Origin of the sequence: Collinsella aerofaciens, assembly GCF_040910185.1 — a bacterium.
GTDB lineage: Bacteria > Actinomycetota > Coriobacteriia > Coriobacteriales > Coriobacteriaceae > Collinsella > Collinsella aerofaciens_BF.
In genome coordinates this window covers 271,729-294,753 of record NZ_JBDGBA010000001.1, presented here as the reverse complement: position 1 = coordinate 294,753, position 23,025 = coordinate 271,729, and the positions used below count along the sequence as shown (strand labels likewise).

17 protein-coding genes are annotated in these 23,025 nt (G+C 62.8%); 12 read left to right on the top strand and 5 right to left on the bottom strand.

Annotated elements, in window-relative coordinates; all coding sequences use genetic code 11:
• Both AB5Z54_RS01250 and istB read left to right on the top strand, forming a co-directional pair.
• Nucleotides 1-782 (top strand): transposase (locus tag AB5Z54_RS01250; protein WP_497007494.1); only part of this gene is annotated, 782 nt, incomplete at its 5' end.
• A complete protein-coding gene (gene istB, locus AB5Z54_RS01245) occupies nucleotides 779-1,567 on the top strand; it encodes an IS21-like element helper ATPase IstB (RefSeq protein ID WP_368124232.1) in 789 nt (262 codons plus the stop codon). The genes AB5Z54_RS01250 and istB, both read left to right, overlap by 4 nt.
• Here istB and AB5Z54_RS01240 read toward each other — a convergent pair.
• Both AB5Z54_RS01240 and AB5Z54_RS01235 read right to left on the bottom strand, forming a co-directional pair.
• Complete coding sequence (locus AB5Z54_RS01240; RefSeq protein ID WP_368159775.1) at nucleotides 1,564-1,863, bottom strand: hypothetical protein; 300 nt, start codon at nucleotides 1,861-1,863, stop codon at nucleotides 1,564-1,566. The two genes, istB and AB5Z54_RS01240, sit on opposite strands and share 4 nt — an antisense overlap.
• Nucleotides 1,864-2,338: 475 nt before the next feature.
• Nucleotides 2,339-3,460, bottom strand: coding sequence for an IS110 family RNA-guided transposase (locus AB5Z54_RS01235; protein ID WP_368159773.1), 1,122 nt, complete (start codon nucleotides 3,458-3,460; stop codon nucleotides 2,339-2,341).
• Between the two features lie 357 nt (nucleotides 3,461-3,817).
• Between AB5Z54_RS01235 and AB5Z54_RS01230 the strand changes: the two genes are divergently transcribed.
• The 6 genes from AB5Z54_RS01230 (at nucleotide 3,818) to AB5Z54_RS01205 (ending at nucleotide 16,155) form a co-directional block, all read left to right on the top strand.
• Nucleotides 3,818-5,386 (top strand): threonine/serine exporter family protein, encoded by a 1,569-nt coding sequence (locus AB5Z54_RS01230; protein WP_216596217.1) that lies wholly within the window; start codon nucleotides 3,818-3,820, stop codon nucleotides 5,384-5,386.
• A 314-nt stretch (nucleotides 5,387-5,700) separates the two neighbouring features.
• Complete coding sequence (locus AB5Z54_RS01225) at nucleotides 5,701-6,249, top strand: DUF2798 domain-containing protein (RefSeq protein ID WP_368159770.1); 549 nt, start codon at nucleotides 5,701-5,703, stop codon at nucleotides 6,247-6,249.
• A gap of 281 nt (nucleotides 6,250-6,530) precedes the next feature.
• Nucleotides 6,531-10,970 (top strand): acyl-CoA dehydratase activase, encoded by a 4,440-nt coding sequence (locus AB5Z54_RS01220; protein WP_368159768.1) that lies wholly within the window; start codon nucleotides 6,531-6,533, stop codon nucleotides 10,968-10,970.
• The gene (locus AB5Z54_RS01215; protein WP_138339585.1) at nucleotides 10,954-11,643 is read left to right on the top strand and encodes a TetR/AcrR family transcriptional regulator; all 690 of its coding nucleotides are present in this window, start codon (nucleotides 10,954-10,956) and stop codon (nucleotides 11,641-11,643) included. Before AB5Z54_RS01220 ends, AB5Z54_RS01215 begins: the two co-directional genes overlap by 17 nt.
• A 197-nt stretch (nucleotides 11,644-11,840) precedes the next feature.
• The gene (locus AB5Z54_RS01210) at nucleotides 11,841-14,483 is read left to right on the top strand and encodes an ATP-dependent Clp protease ATP-binding subunit (RefSeq protein WP_368159765.1); all 2,643 of its coding nucleotides are present in this window, start codon (nucleotides 11,841-11,843) and stop codon (nucleotides 14,481-14,483) included.
• 214 nt (nucleotides 14,484-14,697) lie between these two features.
• On the top strand, nucleotides 14,698-16,155 hold the full coding sequence (locus AB5Z54_RS01205; protein ID WP_368159762.1) for an aminoacyl-histidine dipeptidase: 1,458 nt from the start codon (nucleotides 14,698-14,700) through the stop codon (nucleotides 16,153-16,155).
• A gap of 126 nt (nucleotides 16,156-16,281) precedes the next feature.
• Here the strand turns inward: AB5Z54_RS01205 and AB5Z54_RS01200 are convergent, their stop codons facing one another.
• From AB5Z54_RS01200 to AB5Z54_RS01190, 3 genes are all read right to left on the bottom strand, one after another.
• Complete coding sequence (locus AB5Z54_RS01200) at nucleotides 16,282-17,586, bottom strand: type II toxin-antitoxin system HipA family toxin (protein ID WP_138339589.1); 1,305 nt, start codon at nucleotides 17,584-17,586, stop codon at nucleotides 16,282-16,284.
• Between the two features lie 3 nt (nucleotides 17,587-17,589).
• A complete protein-coding gene (locus tag AB5Z54_RS01195; protein WP_171025111.1) occupies nucleotides 17,590-18,060 on the bottom strand; it encodes a helix-turn-helix domain-containing protein in 471 nt (156 codons plus the stop codon).
• 120 nt (nucleotides 18,061-18,180) lie between these two features.
• Entirely contained in the window at nucleotides 18,181-18,759 is a 579-nt protein-coding gene (locus AB5Z54_RS01190; protein ID WP_138339591.1) for a manganese efflux pump MntP, read from the bottom strand.
• Between the two features lie 372 nt (nucleotides 18,760-19,131).
• Between AB5Z54_RS01190 and disA the strand changes: the two genes are divergently transcribed.
• Genes disA through cysS form a run of 4 tightly spaced genes read left to right on the top strand, consistent with a single transcriptional unit; the run spans nucleotide 19,132 to nucleotide 22,854 of the window.
• Entirely contained in the window at nucleotides 19,132-20,172 is a 1,041-nt protein-coding gene (gene disA / locus AB5Z54_RS01185) for a DNA integrity scanning diadenylate cyclase DisA (protein ID WP_006234973.1), read from the top strand.
• Nucleotides 20,172-20,900 (top strand): 2-C-methyl-D-erythritol 4-phosphate cytidylyltransferase, encoded by a 729-nt coding sequence (gene ispD, locus AB5Z54_RS01180; RefSeq protein ID WP_138339592.1) that lies wholly within the window; start codon nucleotides 20,172-20,174, stop codon nucleotides 20,898-20,900. The genes disA and ispD overlap by 1 nt, the downstream gene beginning before the upstream one ends.
• A complete protein-coding gene (ispF, locus tag AB5Z54_RS01175) occupies nucleotides 20,890-21,384 on the top strand; it encodes a 2-C-methyl-D-erythritol 2,4-cyclodiphosphate synthase (protein WP_006234975.1) in 495 nt (164 codons plus the stop codon). The genes ispD and ispF overlap by 11 nt, the downstream gene beginning before the upstream one ends.
• A gap of 3 nt (nucleotides 21,385-21,387) precedes the next feature.
• Nucleotides 21,388-22,854 carry a cysteine--tRNA ligase gene (gene cysS, locus AB5Z54_RS01170; protein WP_138339593.1) on the top strand — a complete coding sequence of 489 codons (1,467 nt, stop codon included), beginning with the start codon at nucleotides 21,388-21,390 and terminating at the stop codon, nucleotides 22,852-22,854.
• Nucleotides 22,855-23,025 lie beyond the last annotated feature (171 nt).

The window sequence follows — 23,025 nt, the reverse complement described above, 5'->3', positions numbered from 1 at the left end:
CGGCGACGCTGGGCCATTCCCGCAGGCACATATTCATCCGGTCGGGGACCAGGACGACCGACGACCTGGTCAGGTGCATGTACGCCACGATCGCGAGGCTCGGCGGCGTGCCCCGCGAGTGGGTCACGGACAACATGTCCGCCCTGGTGACGGTCAAGGGCGGCAGGCGCCTCAAGGTCCAGCGCGCATACGAGTTCGCCAAGGCCGCCGGCTTCGAGCTGAAGCTGTGCCGCCCGCGCAGCCCCCAGACCAAGGGCAAGGTCGAGTCGTCGAACCGCTTCCTGTCGCGGCTCGCGGCCTACCAGGGCGACTTCGACGGCTGGGACGACATCGACGAGATCATCGCGCGGATCGAGGACGCCAGCAACTCCGAGCCCAACGAGACCACGGGGCTGCCGCCCTCCGCGCTGTTCATGGAGGAGAAGGACGCGCTGCTGCCCGTCGGCAACCTCCGCGCCCTCGAGGAGGCGATGGGCGACGTGGTGCGCGTGGCCAGGGTGCCGGCCACGATGCTGGTCAGCGCGCACGGCGAGCCCATGTCGGTGCCCAGGCGCTGCATCGGCAGGCCCGCCCGCATCGTCTGCATGCCCGGCGGCGCGATGGACTGCTACGTCGGCGGCGAGCTGGTGGCGACGCACGTGGCGGGCGGGCCGGCCTACGACCCGGCGCACTACGCCGAGGCCATGGCCGGGAAGCGCTGGTTCGGCGACGCCGCCGGCGACATCGAGGCGGCCGCCGCCGCCAACCTCGGGCTGCTCGACTCGATAGGGGGCTCGCTGTGAGCGCCGCGGTGCAGGCCAGCCCGCTCAACCGCCTGGCGGCCAATCTCGAGGAGCTGGGGCTCGAGGGCATGGCGTCGTCGGTGCCCGAGTACGTCAGGCTCGTCGCCGACGGGAGGAAGAGCCTGGTCGACGCCATGCTCGAGCTCACCGACGCCCAGATAACCCTCAAGCGGCGCGCCGACGACGAGCGCCGCACGAGGATGGCCAACTTCCCCTACATAAAGACGCTGGCCGACTTCGACTGGGGTTTCCAGCCGAGCGTGCCCCGCGGGCTGGTCGAGCAGCTGGCCACGCTCGAGTTCGTCGACCGCGGCGACAACGTCGTGCTCGTCGGCAGCCCGGGCGTCGGCAAGACCCACCTGTCGATAGCCATAGGCCACGAGGCGGTGATGGCCCGCAAGCAGGTGTACTTCGCCGACTGCTCGAGGCTGGTCGAGGACCTCAAGCACGCCTCGGCGAAGGAGGCGCTGGCGCGCAGGATGCGGTTCTACGAGCACTGCAGCCTGCTGATAATAGACGAGCTGGGCTACCTCGATATCGGGAAGGAGGGCGCCGACCTGCTGTTCCAGCTGGTGAACAGGCGCTACGCGCTCAAGCGGTCGACGATCGTCACGACCAACGTGCCGGTCGGCAGGTGGGGCGACGTGTTCGGCAGCAACGTCACGGCCTCGGCGGTCGCCGACAGGCTGTGCCACCACTGCGCGATGATCAAGATAACGGGCCGGTCGTACCGCCTGAAGGACGTGTCCATCGGCGGTGAGGACGGGAAGGAGGAGGGCGCCTAGGCGCCGAAAGCGGCACATCCGCGTTGGCGAATCCGGCGTATCCGCGTTGGCGCGATTGGCGAAAATGCGTTGGTGGAAATGGTGAAAATTATATTGACGCTAACAAAGCCGAGGTAGCCGCTCTCGTAGGCGGCGAGCGACGGGCCGGGGAAGCCCGACATCCACTCCGCGACCTCGCCCCAGGGGTTGCCGCGGAACCTCCTCGTCACGGCCTCGCCCGTCTCCGCGTCGAGCGCGCAGACGGTGGTGGACCTGAGGTGTACGTCCATTCCGAAGGCGGTAGAATATCTAGGCACGGGAGCCTCCCAACCTCGTTGCGGCGCGGCTGCGCCTCTGGCACTTCAACAACATTGTCGCAGCCCCGACCCGCGGTCACGAGCGGGGGCTCCTGTCGTTTCCGTGCCCCTGGATTGGGTCATAGTGTCTGACTTATGCTCAACCTGCGGCGCCATTTTTCTTGAAGGCACCTTGCTCGCTCTGGCGGGCTTTCGCTCATATGACCCAATCCGCTGTCAAGAGCCACAATGGCCCCGCCGACCGCTTGCAATCGGTCGGCGGGGCCTGCCGTTAACCCGTCCCGGTCCGCCCCCGGCATGTCGTCGACGCCTTCGGCTCAGTCTCATATCCGCGGATACCGTTCTGCCGGCCCGCACTCCATTCCTTCGGCGGGGTTCCCCAAGTCTGTCGAGGCGCATGCGGAGGGCTCCGCGCGCACAGCGAAATAGGGGGTATCCCCGAAGGCCGCCCGGCTCGCCGGGACGGGGGCTATGTCTATTCCGCGCCCTCCCGGCACATCGCGCCGAGGGCCCAGAGCCACCTCACGAGCTCGGCCGCGGTGGCCGCGTTGGCCTTCGCCGCGGGCATGCCGCGGGCGAGCATCTCCTCGCGCCGCCGCAGGAGCCGCTCGGACCCCTTCCTCCCGTGCATCCTTATCTCGAGGGGCACGCCCGTGTCCCTCGGCATGAGCTTCGGCTGGTGCCGTGCCGCGGCGTAGCACCATGAGCCCTCAACGGCCAGCTTCCTCACGAGCGCGTTGCCCGCGCCGCTGATGCCTCCGAGCCGCACGGAGTCGCCACTCGACCTCTGACTCGGCGCGAGGCCGAAATAGGCCGTGACCTGCCTTCCGGAACGGAACCTCGTGAAGTCGCCGACCTCGGCCGAGAAGGCTGCGGCCAGCGCGAAGGCGCAGCCCTTGATCGACTGGAGGGCGGCCACCTCCGCGGCGATCGGGCTGGCATCCACGGCGGCCCTGTACTCGGAGAGCAGGTCCGCCCGGGCCTCCGCCGCGGCCTCGACCTCGTTCCTCAGGGCGGCGAGCGTCCGAACCCCGCCATCGTCCTCCGGCCTGACCTTGTCGAGCCACCTCAGGAAGTCGTAGGCCCAGTACTTCCTCGGGTTGCCGGCGGGCGTGGTGCCGCCGTAGACGAACCCCCGCTTTGCGAGGAAGGCGAGCAGCCGCTGCTTGGCGGTCGCCAGGCGCGCGGTCGCCCCGCCGTAGGCGCCGGCGAGGTCCCTGATGCCTTCGACCTCGGGGGAGGGGACCCATACGGGGGAGATGTCGTGGGCGAGTATCGCCTTGGCCATCCTGGCGGCGTCGTTCCTGTCGTTCTTGGAGGCCGAGTCGGCGGCCGACCTGGGGATCTTCGAGACCGCGGCGACGACGCACTCGACGCCGAGCCCGGCGAGCTCCCTTTGCGGGGCGAAGCCGAGGTAGCCGCTCTCGTAGGCCGCGAGCGACGGCCCGGGGAACCCATCCATCCACCCGGCGATCTCGCCCCAGGGGTTGCCGGGGAACCTCCTCGTCACGGCCTCGCCGGTGTCCGCGTCGAGGGCGCAGACGGTGGTCGACCTCAGGTGGACGTCCATCCCGAACGCGGTAGAATACTTTGGCATGGGAGCCTCCCAACCTCGTTGCGGCGCGGCTGCGCCTATGGCACTTCAACATCATTGTCGCAGCCCCGACCCGCGGTCACGAGCGGGGGCTCCTATCTTTTTAGTGCCCTCGGATTGGGTCATAGTGTCTGTCCGTCCTCTATCTGCGGTGTTGCCCTGGTTGGCACTTAGGGACGTTCCTTTTCTGCCGGCACTTGGGGACAGTCCTTGTCGAGTTACTGGTAGTCATTGGGGACGTTATTAAACGACTACCCACGGCTATTGCGCACATGGCTCGCATGACAGCCGTCTCTTTTATGTTTCCTTTAGCCGTTGCTGCCTAGGATGGGGGTTAGTCGGTAGGAAGGGAGCGTCTATATGGACGACGCGAGCGAGCGTTCAATCGAAGAGGACATGCTCGATCAGTTCAATTACTTTGATGATGAGGACGAGGAGCTGATCGACCGTCGCGAGCCAGCGCCGCTTGATTCCTTTGATCTGGTCGATGAAGAGACTGATGAGGTTGAGGACGAATCAACGGAGCCCCCACAGCCTTCGCGCCTTGACTCGCTGCTTTCGAGAGCCCCCATGCACCACGGCGTTCGTGCCGGCGCGCTCCATATGAAAACTGACTGGCACCAGATCGTGACGGCAGGCGATGAGCTTGCCGTCGATGCGCCGCTCACCGATAAATCATCCATCATCTGCCGCACCGGCATGCTTATGCTGGCAAGCGGAACGGGTGCCTGGCGCGTGCGCGATACCATGAATCGTGTTGCCGCCGTACTCGGTGTCACCATCCACGTTGACTTAAGTCTTCTGTCGTTTGAGTGCACCTGCATCGAAGATGGCCACTGCTTTAACGAGGTTGTCAGCCTGCCCACAACGGGAGTCAATACCCATCGCATTTGGATGATGGAGAGCTTCTTAAAGGAAATCGAGACGTATGGGCGCCGGTTTACCGTGCACGAATACCACGAGATGCTCAAGACCGTTGAGAGTTCAAAACCCGATTACTCTCCCTGGCAACAGGGCCTTGCGGCAGCTTGTGCTTGCGGCGCCTTCGTCTTTTTGCTCGGCGGCGGCCCTATCGAGATGGCCTGCGCGTTTGTGGGCGCGGGTGTCGGCAACTTTGCCCGCTCCCATATTCTCAAGCAAGGCCTTGGTCAGTTCAGCGCGCTGACGACCGGCGTTGCGCTCGCTTGCGTTTCGTATCTGCTGGCATTGCTCGGCCTTGGCCAGGTCATACCGGGGGCAATGTCGCACCAAGAAGGCTATATCGGCGCCATGCTCTTTGTGATTCCCGGCTTTCCACTCATTACGGCAGGCCTCGACATCGCTAAGCTCGACATGCGAAGCGGTATCGAGCGCCTTTCATATGCCGTATCGATTATTGTGATGGCGACCCTCGTAGGTTGGATGGTTGCCGAGTGTGTTGGCCTGGCGCCGGACGACTTTGCCCCACTGGGCCTTTCGCCGCTTGCCCTTACGCTCCTGCGCGTGGTGATGAGCTTCGTTGGCGTATTCGGCTTCTCGGTGATGTTCAACAGCCCGGTAAAGATGGCCGCGGCAGCTGGGTTGATCGGCGCCGTGTCCAATACCCTGCGTCTGACCCTTGTCGATGCGCCGACGATGATTCCCTTCCTGGGCCTCAGCACGGGAATGCCTCCCGAGGCAGCAGCGTTTATCGGCGCGCTGGTATCGGGGCTGCTCGCAAGCTTGGCTGAAGTCAAGCTCACCTACCCGCGCATCGCCCTCACGGTGCCTTCGATTGTCATTATGGTGCCGGGCTTGTATCTGTATCGCTCGATGTATTACATGTGCACCTTCGACACGGTCAATATGCTCGGCTGGTTTGTGCGCGCAGTGCTCATCGTAGCGTTTCTGCCCGTTGGACTGGGTGTGGCGCGTACGCTCACCGACCCTCGCTGGCGCCACACCAGCTAATTGGTACAAGGGGGACAGATTACTTTGCACCCCCAATGAGTTGCGGTGAAATAGGGACTGAATTGCTGCTTAAAGGGTCAAAACAGTCCGTATTCCACCGCAACTTATGGGGTCGGGGGATTATCGGTGCCCTGCATCTTCATAAACTCAACGCTTACGAAGCGCATGCGTTTCGTGCTAGGCTGGTTCCACCACATAAGTAGTCGCAGACGCGCGTAACACGGGCGGGCGAGATGAAGTCCCAGTAACTCCATCTCGCCCGCCCGTTTTTGTTGGCGGTGCCGCGACGCAACACAGAAAGGAATCTGCCCTTTATGCCTATCAACAAACGAGAGAGCCTGCTGTTCACCTTTATCATGTGCTTTTGCATGGTGCTCTGGATGAGCATCTACAACGTTGCCCTGCAGCACGGGGCCATCAACGGCGAGGTTGTTGCCGCTGCGTGGCTCGGCTTCCCCATTGCCTACATTTTTGCCATGTGCTGCGACTGGTTCGTCGCCAGCCCGCTCGCCAAGGGTTTCGCCTTTAAGTACTTGGTCACGCCGGGCAAGAGCTCGCCACTTGCCATGACGCTCGCCGTCAGCTCCTGCATGGTCGTTCCCATGGTCATCATCATGTCGCTGTACGGTGCCTGCGAGGGTCTGACGCACATGCCCGGCGGCATCCTTGCGAACCTGTATTCCGTGCCCGCGATCTGGATGATCAACATCCCGCATAATTTTGTGATGGCGCTGCCGTGGAACCTTTTGGTAGCCGGTCCGATTTCCCACTTCGTCTTCCGTCGCGCCTTCCCTGTGGGGACGGTTTTCGAGGAGGAGCATGCCGAGCTCTTGGAGCAGGCTATGGCTCCTGAGTGCGAGTAGCTCGCTTAGGGATCTGCTGAGCGCGGGCGACTTGCTTGGTTGGAGCCCTAAGCGTGGATAGCTCTCTCGGCGACATCGCGGGCGTGAGCGGTGCGCATGACCGAAGGGCCCGTGCTGCTCCGTTGCCCGACGTGCTAGCGCGCAGAACAATCTGTTGGTGCATTCGGCGGCTGCTGAAGCGTTTCGGCAGCCGCTTTTTATACGGAGTTTAAATACAACAGTCTGTTGTATTACGTAGAGTGGTATATCTCTAGCGGGAAAAATGCGAGAGACGGAGCATTATGGCGTTGCTAGTAGGACTGGACGTAGGGTCGACGACGACCAAAGTTTACGCGATGCACGAGGATATGACCGAGGCGTGGTGGGGATATCGCCGCCACGGGGCGTGTCAGACAGCGAGCGCGCGCGCCATGCTCGGCGAGCTCGCCGAGCGCTTTCCCCATGAGTCGCTGCGCGTTGCGGTGACCGGCTCGGGTGCGCGCGATATCGCGACCGCGCTGGGCGCCTCGTACGTTCAGGAGGTGGTCGCCAACGCGCTCGCGATCAGCAGGTTCTATCCGCAGACGCGCTGCGCCATCGAGCTGGGCGGCCAAGACGCCAAGATGATCTTCTTCCGCACCAACGATAAGGGAGACATCGAGGTTGCCGACATGCGCATGAACGGCTCGTGCGCAGGCGGTACCGGTGCATTTATCGACGAGATGGCAAAGCTCATGGGGGTCGGCACCGAATCGGGCGAGTTCGAGCAGCTCGCAAGCCGGGGAACGACCGTCCACGAGGTCTCGGGCCGCTGCGGCGTGTACGCAAAGACCGATATCCAGCCGCTGCTCAACGAGGGCATTCCTACCACCGACCTGGCGCTTTCGGCGCTTCACGCGGTCGCCCGCCAAACGATCGGCGGTCTGGCCCAGGGTATCGACATCGAGCCGCCGGTAATCTTCGAGGGCGGTACGCTCGCCTACAACCCCACGCTGGTCCGCGTGTTCCGGGAGCAACTGAATCTATCGGACGATCAGGTTATCGTCCCGCGCGATCCGCAGATCATGGTCGCGCGCGGTGCCGCCCTGTCGCTGACCGACATGTTCGCATCGTCCCAACCGATCGACCTTCCCGACGCTTTTGTCCGGCTGGATAAGCTCGAGACGGTCGCGCCCGCAAGCGGGGAGGGACGTCTTGCCCAGCCCTTTTTTGCCACACCTGCCGAGCAGGCGGATTTTACGGCACGCCATGGCAAAGAGACGCCGGCAAAGGGTCCGGATGCGTATGCGCCCGGAGAGACGGTGCGTGTGGCGCTCGGTATCGATTCGGGGAGCACGACGACCAAGTTTGCCCTGGTCGATGAGGCGGGTGAGCTTGTCGATTCGTTCTACGCGTCTAATAACGGCAGACCGCTCGACGTCGCCCAACAGGGTCTTGTCAGCTTGAAGAACCGCTGGGAGACAGCGGGAGTCACGCTTGCGATCGATGCCGTGGGCACCACGGGATACGGCGAGGAGCTTTTCGCGCGCGCGTTCCACGCCGACTACCATACGGTCGAGACGGTCGCGCACGCCCGCGCCGCGTGCGCATGCGTTCCCGATGCGACCTTCGTGCTCGACATCGGCGGACAGGATATGAAGGCCATCTGGCTCAACCACGGCGTGCTGACCGATATCGTCGTCAACGAGGCGTGCTCTGCGGGCTGCGGCTCGTTCCTCGAGGGTTTTGCCAAAAACCTCGGAATAGCCGTTGAGGATATCGCGACCGAGGCATTTTCGTCCAAAGCCCCCGCCGTTCTCGGCAGCCGCTGCACGGTGTTCATGAACAGCAGCGTCGTTTCCGAGCAGCGGCGCGGTAAGGGTCCGGGTGACATCATGGCCGGTCTCTGCCGTTCGATTATCGAGAACGTGTTCACCAAGGTCATTCGCGTTTCAAATCTCAACCGTCTGGGCGACAAAGTCGTCGTCCAGGGCGGCACGTTCCGAAACGACGCGGTGCTGCGCGCATTCGAGCAGTATCTGGGCAAACCCGTCACGCGTGCGCCCCACCCGGGGCTGATGGGCGCTATCGGTATCGCCCTGCTCGCGCGCGAGGAATGCCGCAAGGGCGACGCCGGCACGTCGTTTATCGGGCTCGATGCCGTGGAGCGCTTCGAGCATCGCGAGTTCGGCGGCGTTACCTGCCGTCGGTGCAACAACCGCTGCCAGCGCGCGGTCGTGGCATTTGGCGACGGCTCGCTTTACGTCACGGGCAATCGCTGCCCGCGCGGCGGCGCCATCTCATGGGATGAGCTCGTGCGCGAGGTTCCCGCGGCGGAGGAGCTGCGTCCGCAGGGTGCTTGCGAGGCACAGGCACCCGGCACGGGGCGCGACCGGACCGCGGCTGCCCCCAATCTCTTTGTCGACCGCGAGAAGCTGCTGTTCGAGTCGTACCCCACGGTTCCCGTCTGCGGGGGGCGCGATGTCACGATCGGCATTCCCCGTGTGCTCGAGTTCTGGGACACCATGCCGTTCTGGTCGACGTTCTTCAGCACGCTCGGCTTTAAGGTGCGCGTCTCGGGACGCAGCACCAAGGCGATGTACGAGCGTGGTCTGGCGCACGTCACATCCGACACCGTGTGCTTCCCGGCCAAGCTCGTCCACGGGCACATCCGCAATCTCGTCGACGCCGGCGTCGACCGCATCTTCATGCCCATCATCACGACGGTGCCCACCGAAAACACCGCCTCTACCAGCGAGTGGATGTGCGCCGTCGTAAAGGGATACCCCTACGTGATGCGCAATTCCGATAACCCGGAGGAGCGTTTCGGCGTTCCGTTCGATACGCCGCTGTTCCACTGGTACGACGAGGGCGACCGAAACCGCCAGCTCAAGGCGTGGTGCAAGGAGACCTTCGATATCGATGCCGACCTGGTTGCCAAGGCGACCGAGCAGGCGGACCGCGCGCAGCAGACGTTTGAGAACCAGCTGCAGCTGCGCGGCGGGCAGGTGCTCGAGAACGTGCGCGAGGACGGCGGCTACGCGGTGGTGATCGCTTCGCGCCCGTACCACAACGACCCGCTGGTCAACCACGGGCTGCCCAAGCTCTTCTCTGAGCGCGGCATCCCCGTGCTGACGCCCGATGCGGTGCCGGGGGTCTGCAACGTCGATCTTTCCAACAGCCGCATCGACATCGTGAACAACTACCATGCGCGCATGCTGTCGTGCGCGGTCATCGTCGCATCGACGCCCGAGCTCGAGCTCGTGCAGATGGGCAGCTTCGGCTGCGGCCACGATGCGTATCTCACCGACGAGATCGCGCGCATGATGGGCGAGATGGGCTCCAAGGTTCCGATGATGATCAAGCTCGATGAGAGCGACGTCGCCGGTCCCATGGGCATTCGCGTGCGTTCGTTTATCGAGTCGGTCAACCGTCGTCGCGCGGAGGAGCGTGCCGAGGGCGCCCGGGTGCACGCGGTCCATCCGCTCGACGACCCGTATAAGGTCAAGTACACCAAGCGCGACCGGCACGACAAGATCGCGCTGGTCCCCAACACCTCCCATGCGTTCTGCAGGCTCATGACCGCGGCGATGCGCAATCAGGGCGTGCGCGCCGAGGCCCTTGATATCGGGCGCGAGGATGCCATCCGCCTGGGCAAACGCTATGTGCACAACGACATCTGCTTCCCCGCGCAAATCGTGATCGGCGAGGCGCTCGCGGCACTCGAGAGCGGTAAGTACGACCCGCACGACGTCGCCGTGGTGACTGGCAAGTATATCGGCGACTGCCGCCTGACGCACTACATGCCCCTGCTGCGCCGCGCGCTCGACGACGCGGGATACGACTATGTCCCGGTGCTCACCAACGACGACGTCGATGCCCACAATGCGCATCCGGGCTTCAAGCTCGGCCTTGGCCCGAGCATCCAGATCGCCTACGGTCTTCCCATGATCGATGCCCTCGAGGCCATGCTTAGGCGCATCCGTCCCTACGAGCTCGAGAAGGGCGCGGCGGACGCTGCGTTCGACCGCGCGCTCGATGAGGTTATCGAGGGCATGGAGCGCTCCGGGCTGAGAGGCCAGGCGACGGGCTTCAAACGCGCGCTTGCGATCATGGACGCCGTTCCGTACGACCGCTCGAACCCGCATCCGACCGTTCTCATCGTGGGCGAGTACCTGCTCAATTTCCATCTCGGCGCCAACCACGAGATCGAGCGCTACCTCGAGGACAACGGGCTCGAGGTCATCGAGGCGCGCATGACCGACGTGATCCGCAAGACCTATTTCTACAAGCATGCGCAGTCGCGCGAGTTCCACGTCGACCTGTCGCTGCCCGAAAAGGCCTGGTACGCCACGGCGGACAACCTGTTCGAGCTCGCGCACGACCGTTGCGACCGCTTGGGCGCGGCGAGCCCGCTCTACGAGCCGCCGACGCGCATGCCCGAGCTCGTGCGCGCGAGCGATAAGATCCTGCACCATACGTTCGATGCGGGCGAGGGCGTGCTGATTCCGGCGGAGATCCTCGAGCACGCCAAGCGCGGCTGCCGCAACTTCGTGATCCTGCAGCCGTTCGGGTGTCTGCCCAACCATGTCGTGGGGCGCGGGCTCATCCATGCGCTCAAGGAGCAGTATCCCACGGCGCAGTTCCTGCCGCTCGACTACGATCCCGACGTGAGCTTCGCCAACGTGGAGAACCGTCTTCAGATGCTCATCATGAACGCCAAGGCGCAGGGGTGCGGTGAGGCGCATGGCGAGACCGCGTAAGGACGCCGATGCGCCCGATGCGCGCACCCGTATCATCGAGGCGTTTTGGGAGCTCATCGAGAACAACAGCATCTTCGAGCTGTCGGTTGGCGAGGTGACCCGCGCCGCCCAGTGCAATCGCGGAACGTTTTACTACTATTTTCACGATTTCGATGAACTCGTCGCCATCGCCATGACCCAGCTGCTGCAGGATAACGAGCTTATCACCGATGCCCTCTGGCATTTTTCGAGCGAGGGCGACCTTTCGGCGTTCGACCGGCGCGACGTCCGCTGCCTGCTGCGGCGCATCGTCATCACCATGAGGGCGGGTGCCGCCGAGCAGGTCGTGCAGGGCATCCATACGATCATCATCGACCGCGTGAGAGAGATCGTCCACCCCGACGGAGAAGAGCTCAAGGCAGATTCGAGCTTTGCGGTGGGCTTTCTGGTCTCGGGCATCATGGGCTTTGTGATGGCGGTCGGCTTTGCCCGGGAGGGCGGCGAGGAGATAGACCTCGAGCAGCTGGGGGACAGCGCGTGCGCGTACCTGAGGGCGGTCGCCATGCAGACGGTTGAAACGGTCGCGCAAGTCGAGGGCGTCGATACATCCGAGCTGCTCGAACGCGTCTCCAAGGAGGCCGATGCCTATCGCGCATCGCGTGCGACGAGTCCCGACGTGGTGAAAGACGTCTAGGGTTTCTCTTGCGGGGCGCCCGTCGCGCATCGCGCGGTGAGTCCCGCGATGCGGTCATAACCTGCATTCATGTGAGCCGGGTTTATAGATATTCCTCCAGCTGTTAACATATACTCCATATGGGTAAAGAGACCAAAGCGCTGCCGCGGGGCGGCGCTTTGCGTTTGAAAAAACTAGCTCGTCTAAGAGGAACTAGCATGTTAGACCGTTTTACCGATCGTGCGCGTAAGGTCATGTCCATGGCCAAGCAAGAAGCGCTCGATCTTCATTCAAATAAGGTGGGCACCGAGCACCTGCTGCTCGCGCTTGCCAAGGAGGACGAGGGCATTGCCGCCGAGGCGCTGCGTTCGCTCGACATCTCCTATGATGACATCATGGATACTCTCAAAGAGGTCCAGACCACGGTTCCCGAGCCCAGTGAGGAGACCGAGGCGGCCAAGCTCGCCTTTACGCCGCTCGTCATTAGCGTGATGGAGCGTTCATTCCGCGTGGCGCGCGAGAACAACCAGACCTACGTGTCGACCGAGCACTTGCTGATCGGTATCGTCGAAGAGGGCAACGGCATGGCCATGGACATCCTCATGCGCCTGGGTGTGTCGTCCGCCTCCATCAAAAAGGCTATCGAGAAACTCACCGCCAAGGACCAGGACAAGAAGCGTCCGCTCGCCGGCGCCGGTGCTGGTCGTCCCGGTGCGGGCCTGCCGTTCTTTAGCGGCTCGGATACCTCTCAGCAAAAGGGGGGTGGCACCGATACGCTTAAGCAGTTCGCGACCAACCTCACGCAGAAGGCGCGCGACGGCGAGCTCGACCCTGTAATTGGTCGCGAAAAGGAAGTCCAGCGTATGATGGAAATTCTTTCGCGCCGCACCAAGAACAACCCGCTCATTCTGGGCGACCCCGGCGTGGGCAAGACGGCCATCGTCGAGGGCCTGGCTCAGCAGATTGCAGCCGGCAACGTGCCCGAGAACCTCATGAACCAGAATATCTGGACGCTCGACCTGCCGGGCCTCGTGGCGGGCGCCAAGTATCGCGGCGAGTTTGAGGAGCGCCTCAAGAACGTGATTCAGGAGGCCACCGAAGCCGACGACGTCATCCTGTTTATCGACGAGATGCACACCATCATCGGTGCCGGTTCTGCCGAGGGCTCCATCGACGCGAGCTCCATGCTCAAACCCGTGCTCGCGCGCGGTGCCTTTCAGATTATCGGTGCCACCACGGCCGAGGAATTCCGCAAGTACCTCACCAAGGACCCGGCCTTCGAGCGTCGCTTCCAGACCATCGATGTCGAGGAGCCGAGCGTCGAGGACACGGTCAAGATCCTGACCGCGCTCAAGCCGCGCTACGAGGAGCACCACCATGTGCGCTATACGCAGGGTGCTATCGAGGCCGCCGCGAACCTCTCCGACCGCTACATCCAGGATCGCTTCCTGCCCGATAAGGCCATCGACCTCATCGACGAGGCCGGTGCCCGCGCCCGCATCGCCGCCAACCGCGCGCCCGAGCCGGTGCGCGAGGCCGAGCATCGCGTGGAGGAGCTTAAGGCCGCCGCGCAGGAGGCCACCGAGAGCGACGACATGAACAAGGCCGCCGAGATCACCGAGCAGCAAAAGGCTGCCGAGATTGAGCTCGCCGAGGCCAAGGCTGCCTGGACGGCCGAGCTCGACGCCAGCCCGCTCACCATCGATGTCTCCCAGATTGCCGACATCGTGTCCGTGACCTCGGGCGTGCCGGTGTCCTCGCTCACCGAGAGCGAGAGCCGCCGCCTGCTGCAGGCCGAAAGCGTGCTCAAGACGCGCATCATCGGTCAGGACGAGGCCGTCGAGGCCGTTGCCAAGGCCGTGCGCCGCAGCCGCTCGCCGCTCAAGGACCCGCGTCGCCCCGGCGGCAGCTTTATCTTCCTGGGCCCCACCGGCACGGGCAAAACCGAGCTCGCCAAGACGCTCGCCGAGTATCTCTTTGGCAGCAAGGATGCGCTCATCAGCTTCGATATGTCGGAGTTTGGCAGTGAGTTCGAGGTCTCCAAGCTCATCGGTAGCCCCCCGGGCTATGTGGGCCACGACGAGGGCGGCCAGCTCACCAAGGCCGTTCGTCGTCACCCGTACTCGGTCGTGCTGTTCGACGAGATCGAGAAGGCGCACCCCGACATCTTCAATATCCTGCTGCAGGTGTTGGAGGAGGGCCGTCTGACCGATAGCCAGGGCAAGACGGTCGACTTCCGCAATACGGTGATCATCATGACGTCAAACGTGGGCGCCCGCGAGATCGCGCAGGATGCGAGCGTTGGCTTTGGCACCACCGGCGAGCAGGGCCTCACCTCGAGTGAGATCCGTGGTCGCGCGATGGGCGAGCTCAAGCGCCTGTTCCGCCCCGAGCTGCTCAACCGTATCGACGACATCGTGGTGTTCCAGAAGCTTTCGGGCGAGAACCTGACCAAGATCGCGCACCTGCTGGTGGACGACCTGCGTCAGCGCCTGATCGCCAATGGCATGAATATCAAGCTCACCGATGCAGCCTACGACAAGATCGTGGCCGAGGGCACCGACCTCACCAACGGCGCGCGTCCGCTGCGCCGCGCCATCCAAAAGCTCATCGAGGACCCGCTGTCCGAGGAGCTGCTGGCCGGCGAGTGGGGCGAGGGCGATACCGTCCTGTGCGACGTGGCCGACGGCAAGTTTGTCTTTAGCCACGGCACGGGCGAGATCCCGGCACCGCGTCCGGCGGGCACGCTCGGTGGCGATACCGCCCCGGCGGCACCGCACACCGGCAACGCCGCGCCCGTGAGCGGCGGCGTGACCTCGGGCCCCGGCGGCATGATGCAAGCCGGCTCTGGCGCGCTGTAGGGCGTGGCGACAATTTGATACGCGCAATCGAGGCGCTCCGGAAAGGGCGCCTCGATTTGTAGAGCTGCGGAAGTTGTGACCGTTACGCTATGCGGTCCACCGTTAGCCGATGATGCGAGGGCGCTCGGCGTTTTCGACTGGTTTATGCACGCAAAGTCTGGGAATATACAAGTCGCATGTCTTACTGTCTAACCAGTTGCGCCAAGGAGGCACCATGGACTACAAGATTACCGGCTACGAGCCCGCCCAGCTGTTCCATTTCTTTGAGGAGGTCAGCGCGATCCCCCGTGGGTCTGGCAACGAGAAGGGCATCAGCGATTTCCTGGTCGCGTTTGCCAAGGAGCGCGGTCTCGATGTGTACCAGGACGAGGTCTACAACGTTATCATTCGCAAGCCCGCGTCTGCCGGCGCCGAGAATGCCCCGACCGTGATGCTGCAGGGCCACATCGACATGGTGTGCGACAAGCTGGGTTCCGTCGAGCACGACTTTACGACTGATGGTATCGACTTGGTCGTCAAGGACGGCGTCCTCACCGCTAACGGCACCACGCTGGGCGCCGACAACGGTATTGCCGTCGCTCTGATGCTCACTGTTCTCGATGACGATTCGATCATTCACCCCGCCCTCGAGTGCGTGTTCACCACCGACGAGGAGACTGGCCTGGTCGGCGCCGAGACGCTCGACAAGTCCCAGATTAGCGCCCGCACCATGATTAACCTCGACTCCGAGGAAGAGGGCGTTGCCACCGTCAGCTGTGCCGGCGGCGTCGTCGTTACCTACACCTGCCCGATCGCGCGCGAGCACAAGACCGGTAGCACCCTCACGCTCGACATCTCCGGCCTGCTGGGCGGCCACTCCGGCAGCGATATCCACCTGGAGCGCGGCAACGGCAACCTCATCATGGCCCGCATCATCGACCGCCTGATGGTCGCCGGCGAGCCCGCCATCGTTAGCTTTAACGGCGGCACCAAGGACAACGCCATCAACCGTGAGTGCAAGGCCGAGCTGGTCTACGCCGACCACGCTGCAGCCGAGGCCGCGGCCCAGATCGCAAGGGGCATCATCGCCGACGTCACCGCCGAGCTTGAGGTCTTCGACCCCGGCTTTACCTGCACCGTCGAGATTGCCGACGACGCCGAGGTCGAGGCCATGGACCAGAAGTCCGCGCTTGCCCTCATCCGCGCCCTGCGTCTTGCCCCCAACGGTGTGATTCGCCGCAACGTCGCCACCGACGGCTCCGTCGAGGTTTCCTCCAACATCGGCGTGGTTGCCACCTCTGACGACGAGGTCAAGATCATGCTGTCCCCGCGCTCCTCGATCACCTCGCTGCAGAACGAGTTCAAGGACCGCCTGCAGACGCTGGCCGATGTCCTGGGATTCGACGCCAAGTTCGAGTTCGAGTATCCCGGCTGGAGCTATGCCGAGCATTCGCCGGTCCGCGACGTCTTCGTCGAGAGCTATCGCGAGCTCTTTGGTTCCGAGCTGCGCATCGAGTCCATTCACGCCGGCCTTGAGTGCGGCCTGTTTGCCGAGGCCCTGCACGGCTTGGACGCCATCGCCGTGGGCCCGACGCTCTCCGATGTCCACACCCCGGACGAGAGCATGGAGCTCGCTTCTGCCGAGCGCTTCTACGAGCTGCTCATCGACGTCCTCAAGCGCCTCGCTGCGTAAAGGTTGCGCTAGCAGCAGTCCGAGCCACGTGCTGGTGGATTGCAAATGACATTATGAGAGGGGGCACCCGAGCTTTTGCGACGGGTGCCTCCTCTCTTCTTTTGGGAAATGGGAGATTACGGACACCTAGCCCATATCCGCCTTGATGAGGTCGAGGGTGCGCTGGCAGTTTTCGCAGACGGGGCCGAGCATATGCTCGCGCAGGTCCGCCATGCCGGGCAGGTCGGCGTATTCGTCCATGACCTCTTCCATGCAAATGGGTACCTCGTAGGCGAGGTCCATCATGGTCGCAAAGCAAAACTTCTCGGATAGCCCGGCATCGGTGAGCGCCGCCTCCAGCGCGGGGTCGCCCATACCGTGGTATCGGCGGATAGCGCCTGGACCGATGCGCCCCACACGATTTTCGCCGCCAACGCTCATGGCAAGGCGCGCTTTTCGCCGCATGCGTTCGTATGCCAGCCCCGATGCAACGTCATACATACGGGCCATCATAGCTGTGCTGCCGTTTCCAAGAAGCAGGGAATAGTTCTTCGCATGCGCGTCCGGTGCGCCGATGATGGCGTTAAAGAAAAGTATCTGCGTAAACAGATACAGGTTAAGTTGATGATGGCTCGTGTTGACGAGGAGTTCCTGAATGTCGCGTGCGGTCGGGCCACCGTCTGCCGTGTACTTTTGAGCGGGCATCACTCCAAGGGCCTGACAGAGGTCTTCTTGGTGTAGACGCATGATTGTTCCGTCTTTGGCTTTCACACGGTCATAGCGTTCAACAATGAGGGCGGGTTCGTCCTCAAATAAGCGATACTCAACGTTCGCCGTTGCGATACCCGCGCGCTGGGCGCTTTTCATGCAGACAAACTCATTAAGAGCTTCAAGTTTAAATCCGATAACGCCATTTTTGAAAATATGCGTCGTGGGCGAGGAACCTACGCATTCGCACCAGCGACCGTCTATGAGCGCGAGTGCGAACTTGCCCTGGTTGCCTCCAAGTGACCAACTTTCATCTAGGCCCATCCACGATGCCTCGCGGTCATCCCTGATCGACTTGAGGCGCAAGGCAATCTCGTGGTCGTCTATAGGGCGGTATTCGCCAGTGCGATGCAAGGCGGCGTCGATATCTTCTTCGGCGCAAAACTGCACTCCGCCCGGACAGTCGAGTCCGATATGGCTGAGCAGCGCAACGGGATTATTGGGCCTGGCGTCGAATTCGGCGGCAATCGCTTTTCGTTGGTCCTCGCTGTCGGGCAGAAGGCCAAACAAGTACGGATTCATGACCTGTTGGCCGTATGTGCGATTTGATACGGGAATGTTGGTCGATAGGGCTGGTCCGTCATAATCTTGATCGTAGGCAAAACTGACTAGACCGCTCTCATCTTGCATGAGCGTTCCTGCGGGTACGCCGCAAATAATAGTCCGAAGCGTTTTTCTGGCCATTGGCTATCTCCCTTCGGGCTTGGTTTGGGCAGATGCGCTTGCGGCAATCGAGACTCCGAGATTGGACATGGCGAAATCGGCGAAGGCCTTGTCGTAGAGCTCGGCCGTAAAGGGGGTATCTGGAAGAGCTGGAATGGCTGCGCCGCGTCGGTTGCGATGGTGAAGACGTTGAGTGTGATGGCACCTGGGGGTGCTACAAGGTTGCAAATCGGCATGCGGGGCGTCGGTTGGCTGCTCATGTTTCGTGTCGTCGATATTCCCTTGAGCAACTAGTGCCAGTCCGAGAGCACCGAAAACCGCCAGCAGCTTGTCGAGCCGAATACCCGTGGCATCTCCCAGCTCGAGCGATGCGAGCAGGCGCTCCGAAACACCGGCTTTTTTAGCGAGGGTTGCACGGGTGAGACCCTGAGCATCGCGTGCCTGGCGCACGTAGATGCCAGCTTGGCGCGGTGTGGTGATGGGAAGGGTATCCACGGCGATCTCCTAACGTGCAGACTTTTGCATATCAGTATGACATGCAAAAGTCTGCATGAAAAGGCCTCATGCAAAACTCTGCATGAGGTCTTGCCCGGACGTTTAGTTTTGAAGGGTGTTTTACAGCGCCAAAAACCCCAAGTGTTCCAGCAGAATCTTGAGGCCGATAAGGATAAGCACGACGCCACCCACGATGGTGGCGGGTTTTTCGTAGCGCGCGCCAAAGGTGTGGCCGATCGCCACGCCGGCGACGGAGAAGATAAACGTTGTGATGCCTATAAGCGATACAGCGGGCACGATGTCGACCGAGAGTGCCGCAAACGAGATGCCCACGGCTAGGGCGTCGATTGAGGTGGCAATGGCGAGGAGCAGGTACTCGACCAGGTCAATCTTTTCGGCATCCTTGCCGTCGCCTTCATCCTCGTCCTCGGTAAAGGCTTCCCACAGCATTTTGCCGCCGATGAAGGCGAGCAGGATAAAGGCGATCCAGTGGTCGATGGGGCCGATGATGCCCATAAACTGACTGCCAAGCGCCCATCCGATTACGGGCATGCCGGCCTGGAAGCCGCCAAAGAACAGGCCGAGCACCACGGCGACCTTAAGGTTGATCTTTTTCATGCCGAGACCCTTGCAGATGGAAACGGCAAAGGCGTCCATCGAAAGGCCAACGGCGAGCAACACGAGCTCTGCGAGTCCCATAGCCTGGCTCCCTCTCTGCGGGCGAGCCCGCGTGTACCTCTTGGGGGAATAAAAAAAAGACCCGTGGCGTACGCGCTGCGCGCACAACCACGAGTCTCGTTCATTAAGGCAAGCCAGACCGTTTCGGCCAGTATGTTGACTTGCCGCGCCACCGGAGGCGAACCCGGCCACGCGACTACTCCCTCATTCATGTGAACCCCGATGCTACCACATAAGCAGCCCATTTGGGTTGGGCTCTCAGCTGTGTTCGCTCATTCTGTAAGCATCGGATTTCGCAAGCGCCGCGGGGACAAACCGTGAGAAACTATTTAGCGTTTATGGAGCGTATACGATGGGAGCGATGCCTTGGATAAGAACGAGCTGCAAAAGCGTATGGAACAGGCCATCCGCCTGACGGCACCTGGTCAGCCGATCCGCACCGCCCTCGACATGATCATCGCCGGTCACCTGGGCGCCCTTATCTGCGTCGGCGACACCGAAAACGTGCTCGCTGCCGGTAACGACGGCTTCCCGCTCAACATTTCGTTCACCTCGAACCGTCTGTTCGAGCTCTCCAAGATGGACGGTGCCATCGTCATCGACGGCGACCTCACCCAGATCCTGCGCGCCAACTTCCACCTCAATCCCGATCCCTCGCTTGCCACGAGCGAGACGGGCATGCGTCACCGCACCGCCGCTCGCATGTCGGTGCTCACCGATGCCATCGTGATCTCGGTCTCGGCCCGTCGTGCCGTCGTTAACGTGTACGTTCACGGCAAGAGCTACGAGATCCAGCCCGTCACCACCATCATGAGCTCGGTCAACCAGCTCGTCGCCACGCTTCAGACTACTCGTCAGTCGCTCGACCGCTCCCTGCTGCGCCTGACGGCCCTCGAGCTCGACGACTACGTTACGCTCGCCGACATTACCGGTATTTTCTCGAGCTTCGAGATCATGCAGCAAGCAAAGACCGAGCTTAAGGATTGCATCGTCAAGCTGGGCAACCAGGGCAAGCTCGTGCAGATGCAGCTCGAGCAGCTCGCCGGTTCCAGCATGGATACCGAATACGACCTGATGATCCGCGACTACGCGAGCGATTCCTCCGAGGCAAACGCCGAGAAGATTCGTGCAGAGCTCGCTCGCATGACGCCTAAGGACCTGTCCGACCCGCAGCACGTGGCGGCAGTTCTGGGCTATGACGACCTGGACGAGGACTCCGTCATGACGCCGCTGGGCCTGCGCACGCTTTCGCGCGTGTCCGTCGTGCGCGACGGCGTGGCCGAGAAGATCGTCGACGAGTACGGCTCGCTGCAGGAGCTCATGGACGACATCAGCGAGGATCCGGAGCGCCTGGGCGACTTTGGCGTCAACAACCCTGCCATTCTTGCGGACTCGCTGTACCGCATGAAGGGCACCAAACAGGGGAACGCATAATGGCGCCCGTATGCGCCGTGGTCGTTGCCGGCGGCAGCGGTCAGCGCTTTGGAAATCCCGGCGGCAAGCAGCTCGTTAACGTGGCGGGCCGTCCGCTCATGAGCTGGTCCATCCGCGCGTTTGATCGTAGCGACAAGGTCGGCCATATCGTGGTGGTGTGTCCTGCCGAGCGCCGTGCCGAGATGCGCCGCCTTGCCATCGACCCGTTTGACTATGACACGCCCATCAGCTTTGCCGATGCCGGCGATACCCGTCAGGATTCCACCCGTGCCGGCGTGCATGCGGTTCCGGCGGGTTTCGAATATGTCGCCATCCACGATGGCGCTCGTCCGCTCATTACGACCGAGGCCATCGACCACGCTATCGACGTGCTCATGGGTGACCGCTCGCTCGACGGTGTCGTGTGCGGTCAGCCCGCGATCGACACGCTCAAGATCGTCGACGGCGATAATATCGTCGAGACGCCGCCGCGCGAGCTCTATTGGGCCGCGCAGACGCCGCAGATCTTTAGCGTCGACGCGATGAAGCGTGCCCATGCCGCGGCGATTGCCGAGGGCTTTATCGGTACCGACGACTCATCGCTGGTCGAGCGCATGGGCGGGCGCGTCCGCTGTGTCCAGAGCCCGCGCGACAACCTTAAGGTGACGGTGCCCGAGGATCTGCGTCCCGTAACCGCGATTCTGCTTGGCCGCATGGCCGAGGGAGAGGACCTTCCCTATGTTCAGTAACCTGCGCATTGGCCACGGCTACGACGTCCACCGTTTGGTGGAGGGGCGTCGATGTATCATCGGCGGGGTCGACATTCCCTACGAGCGCGGCCTGCTGGGCCACTCGGATGCCGATGTGCTCGCGCACGCCTTGGCCGACGCCATTCTGGGCGCCTGCCGCGGGGGAGACATCGGCAAGCTATTCCCCGACACCGATCCTGCCTACGAGGGTGCCGATTCGATGGTGCTGCTCGCTCGCGTGATGGACTATGCGCGCGAGCTGGGCTTTGAGTTTGTCGATGCCGATTGCACCATTGCCTGTCAGCAACCCAAGATCACCCCGCACCGCGATGCCATGCGCGCCAACCTTGCCCATGCCCTGGGCGTTGACGTCGAAAATGTAGGCGTCGCCGCCACTACGACCGAAAAGCTCGGTTGGGAAGGCCAGGGCGAGGGAATCGGCGCCTGGGCCGTCTGCCTGCTACAGAAAACCGTTAAGGAGTAACGAATGCGTATCTACAACAGCGCTACCCATAAAAAGGAAGAGTTCCAGCCCATCGAGTCCGGCAAGGTTCGCATGTACGTGTGCGGCCCCACGGTCTACGACAACATCCACATCGGCAATGCCCGCACGTTCATCAGCTTCGATGTGATTCGACGCTGGCTCATCGCGAGCGGCTACGAGGTCACGTTCGCCCAGAACCTCACCGATGTCGACGACAAGATCATCAAGCGCGCCAACGAGCAGGGCCGTACGGCTGCCGAGGTCGCGACGGAGTTCTCCGACAAGTTCATCGGCGTCATGCGCGCCGCCAACGTGCTCGATCCCGATGTGCGCCCCCGCGCCACCAAGGAGATCGGCCCCATGATCGCCATGATCAAGACGCTTATCGAGCAGGGCCACGCTTACGCAGCCGATAACGGCGATGTGTACTTTGCCGTGCGCAGCGATCCCAACTATGGTCAGGTCTCGGGCCGCAACATCGACGACCTTATGGTTGGTGCGCGCATCGAGGAGAACGAGGACAAGATCGACCCGCTCGACTTTGCCCTGTGGAAGGCCGCCAAGCCCGGCGAGCCCAGCTGGCCGAGCCCCTGGGGCGAGGGCCGTCCCGGTTGGCACACCGAGTGCGCCGCCATGGTGCATCGCTACCTGGGTACCCCGATCGATATCCACGGCGGTGGCTCCGATCTTGCTTTCCCGCATCACGAGAACGAGTGCGCCCAGGCCACCTGCGCCTGGCACCAGGGCTTCTCCAACACCTGGATGCACACGGGCATGCTGCTGGTTGACGGCGAGAAGATGTCCAAGTCACTCGGCAACTTCTTTACGCTGGCCGAGGTCCTCGAACAGCACTCCGCTGCCGCCCTGCGCCTGCTGATGCTGCAGACGAGCTATCGCTCGCCGCTCGACTTTTCTTGGGAGCGCCTGGAGGGTGCCGAGAACTCGCTCACGCGTATCGCCGGTACGGTCGAGAACCTGCGCTGGGCCGCGAACCATGCGACGGCCGATGCCGATGCGGCTGCCGCCGAGGCGTTTGCCGCCAAGGCCGCCGAGACTCGTGCCACCTTTAAGGAGTGCATGGACGACGACTTTAACACCGCTGGTGCCATGGGTGCCGTCTTTGGCTTTGTGACCGAGTGCAACCAGTACCTGGAGCAGGCGGGCGACGCTGCCGACAAGGCCGCCGCGCTTGCCGCCGCCGACACGCTGGCCGAGCTGCTCGATACGCTTGGCGTTGAGCTCCCCGAGCCCAAGGTCGAGTTGCCGCTGGGCCTGCTGGGCGTTGCCGCCGGTTTGGTTGCCTACACGGGTGACGACGTGGACGAGGCCGCTGCCAAGATTCTCGAGGCCCGCGCCGAGGCCCGCGCCGCCAAGAACTGGGATCTGGCCGACGCCATCCGCGACCAGCTCAAGGACCTGGGCCTGACGATTGAAGATACCGCTGCCGGCACTCGTATCAAATCTCTCTAATCCCCGCGGGTTTCCCAAGCACCCGACCTTGCCGTTCAAACCGTCGCTCGCGTACTCAAGTACGCGTCGCTCCTCTTTCACGGCAATCTCGGGCACTTGGAAAACCCGTACCGACCGCCCGAATTAATATTCATGGGCGGTCGTTTATTTTGTTTCGTTTGATAGTTGTAT

Bases quoted from the DNA above. Each gene is read 5' to 3' on its own strand.
- disA (WP_006234973.1), top strand. From the start codon at position 19,132: ATGGAACAGGCCATCCGCCTGACGGCACCTGGTCAGCCGATCCGCACC.
- AB5Z54_RS01200 (WP_138339589.1), bottom strand. From the start codon at position 17,586: ATGGCCAGAAAAACGCTTCGGACTATTATTTGCGGCGTACCCGCAGGA.
- AB5Z54_RS01205 (WP_368159762.1), top strand. From the start codon at position 14,698: ATGGACTACAAGATTACCGGCTACGAGCCCGCCCAGCTGTTCCATTTC.
- cysS (WP_138339593.1), top strand. From the start codon at position 21,388: ATGCGTATCTACAACAGCGCTACCCATAAAAAGGAAGAGTTCCAGCCC.
- ispD (WP_138339592.1), top strand. From the start codon at position 20,172: ATGGCGCCCGTATGCGCCGTGGTCGTTGCCGGCGGCAGCGGTCAGCGC.
- AB5Z54_RS01220 (WP_368159768.1), top strand. From the start codon at position 6,531: ATGGCGTTGCTAGTAGGACTGGACGTAGGGTCGACGACGACCAAAGTT.
- AB5Z54_RS01215 (WP_138339585.1), top strand. From the start codon at position 10,954: ATGGCGAGACCGCGTAAGGACGCCGATGCGCCCGATGCGCGCACCCGT.
- AB5Z54_RS01225 (WP_368159770.1), top strand. From the start codon at position 5,701: ATGCCTATCAACAAACGAGAGAGCCTGCTGTTCACCTTTATCATGTGC.
- AB5Z54_RS01190 (WP_138339591.1), bottom strand. From the start codon at position 18,759: ATGGGACTCGCAGAGCTCGTGTTGCTCGCCGTTGGCCTTTCGATGGAC.
- AB5Z54_RS01235 (WP_368159773.1), bottom strand. From the start codon at position 3,460: ATGCCAAAGTATTCTACCGCGTTCGGGATGGACGTCCACCTGAGGTCG.
- ispF (WP_006234975.1), top strand. From the start codon at position 20,890: ATGTTCAGTAACCTGCGCATTGGCCACGGCTACGACGTCCACCGTTTG.
- AB5Z54_RS01210 (WP_368159765.1), top strand. From the start codon at position 11,841: ATGTTAGACCGTTTTACCGATCGTGCGCGTAAGGTCATGTCCATGGCC.
- AB5Z54_RS01230 (WP_216596217.1), top strand. From the start codon at position 3,818: ATGGACGACGCGAGCGAGCGTTCAATCGAAGAGGACATGCTCGATCAG.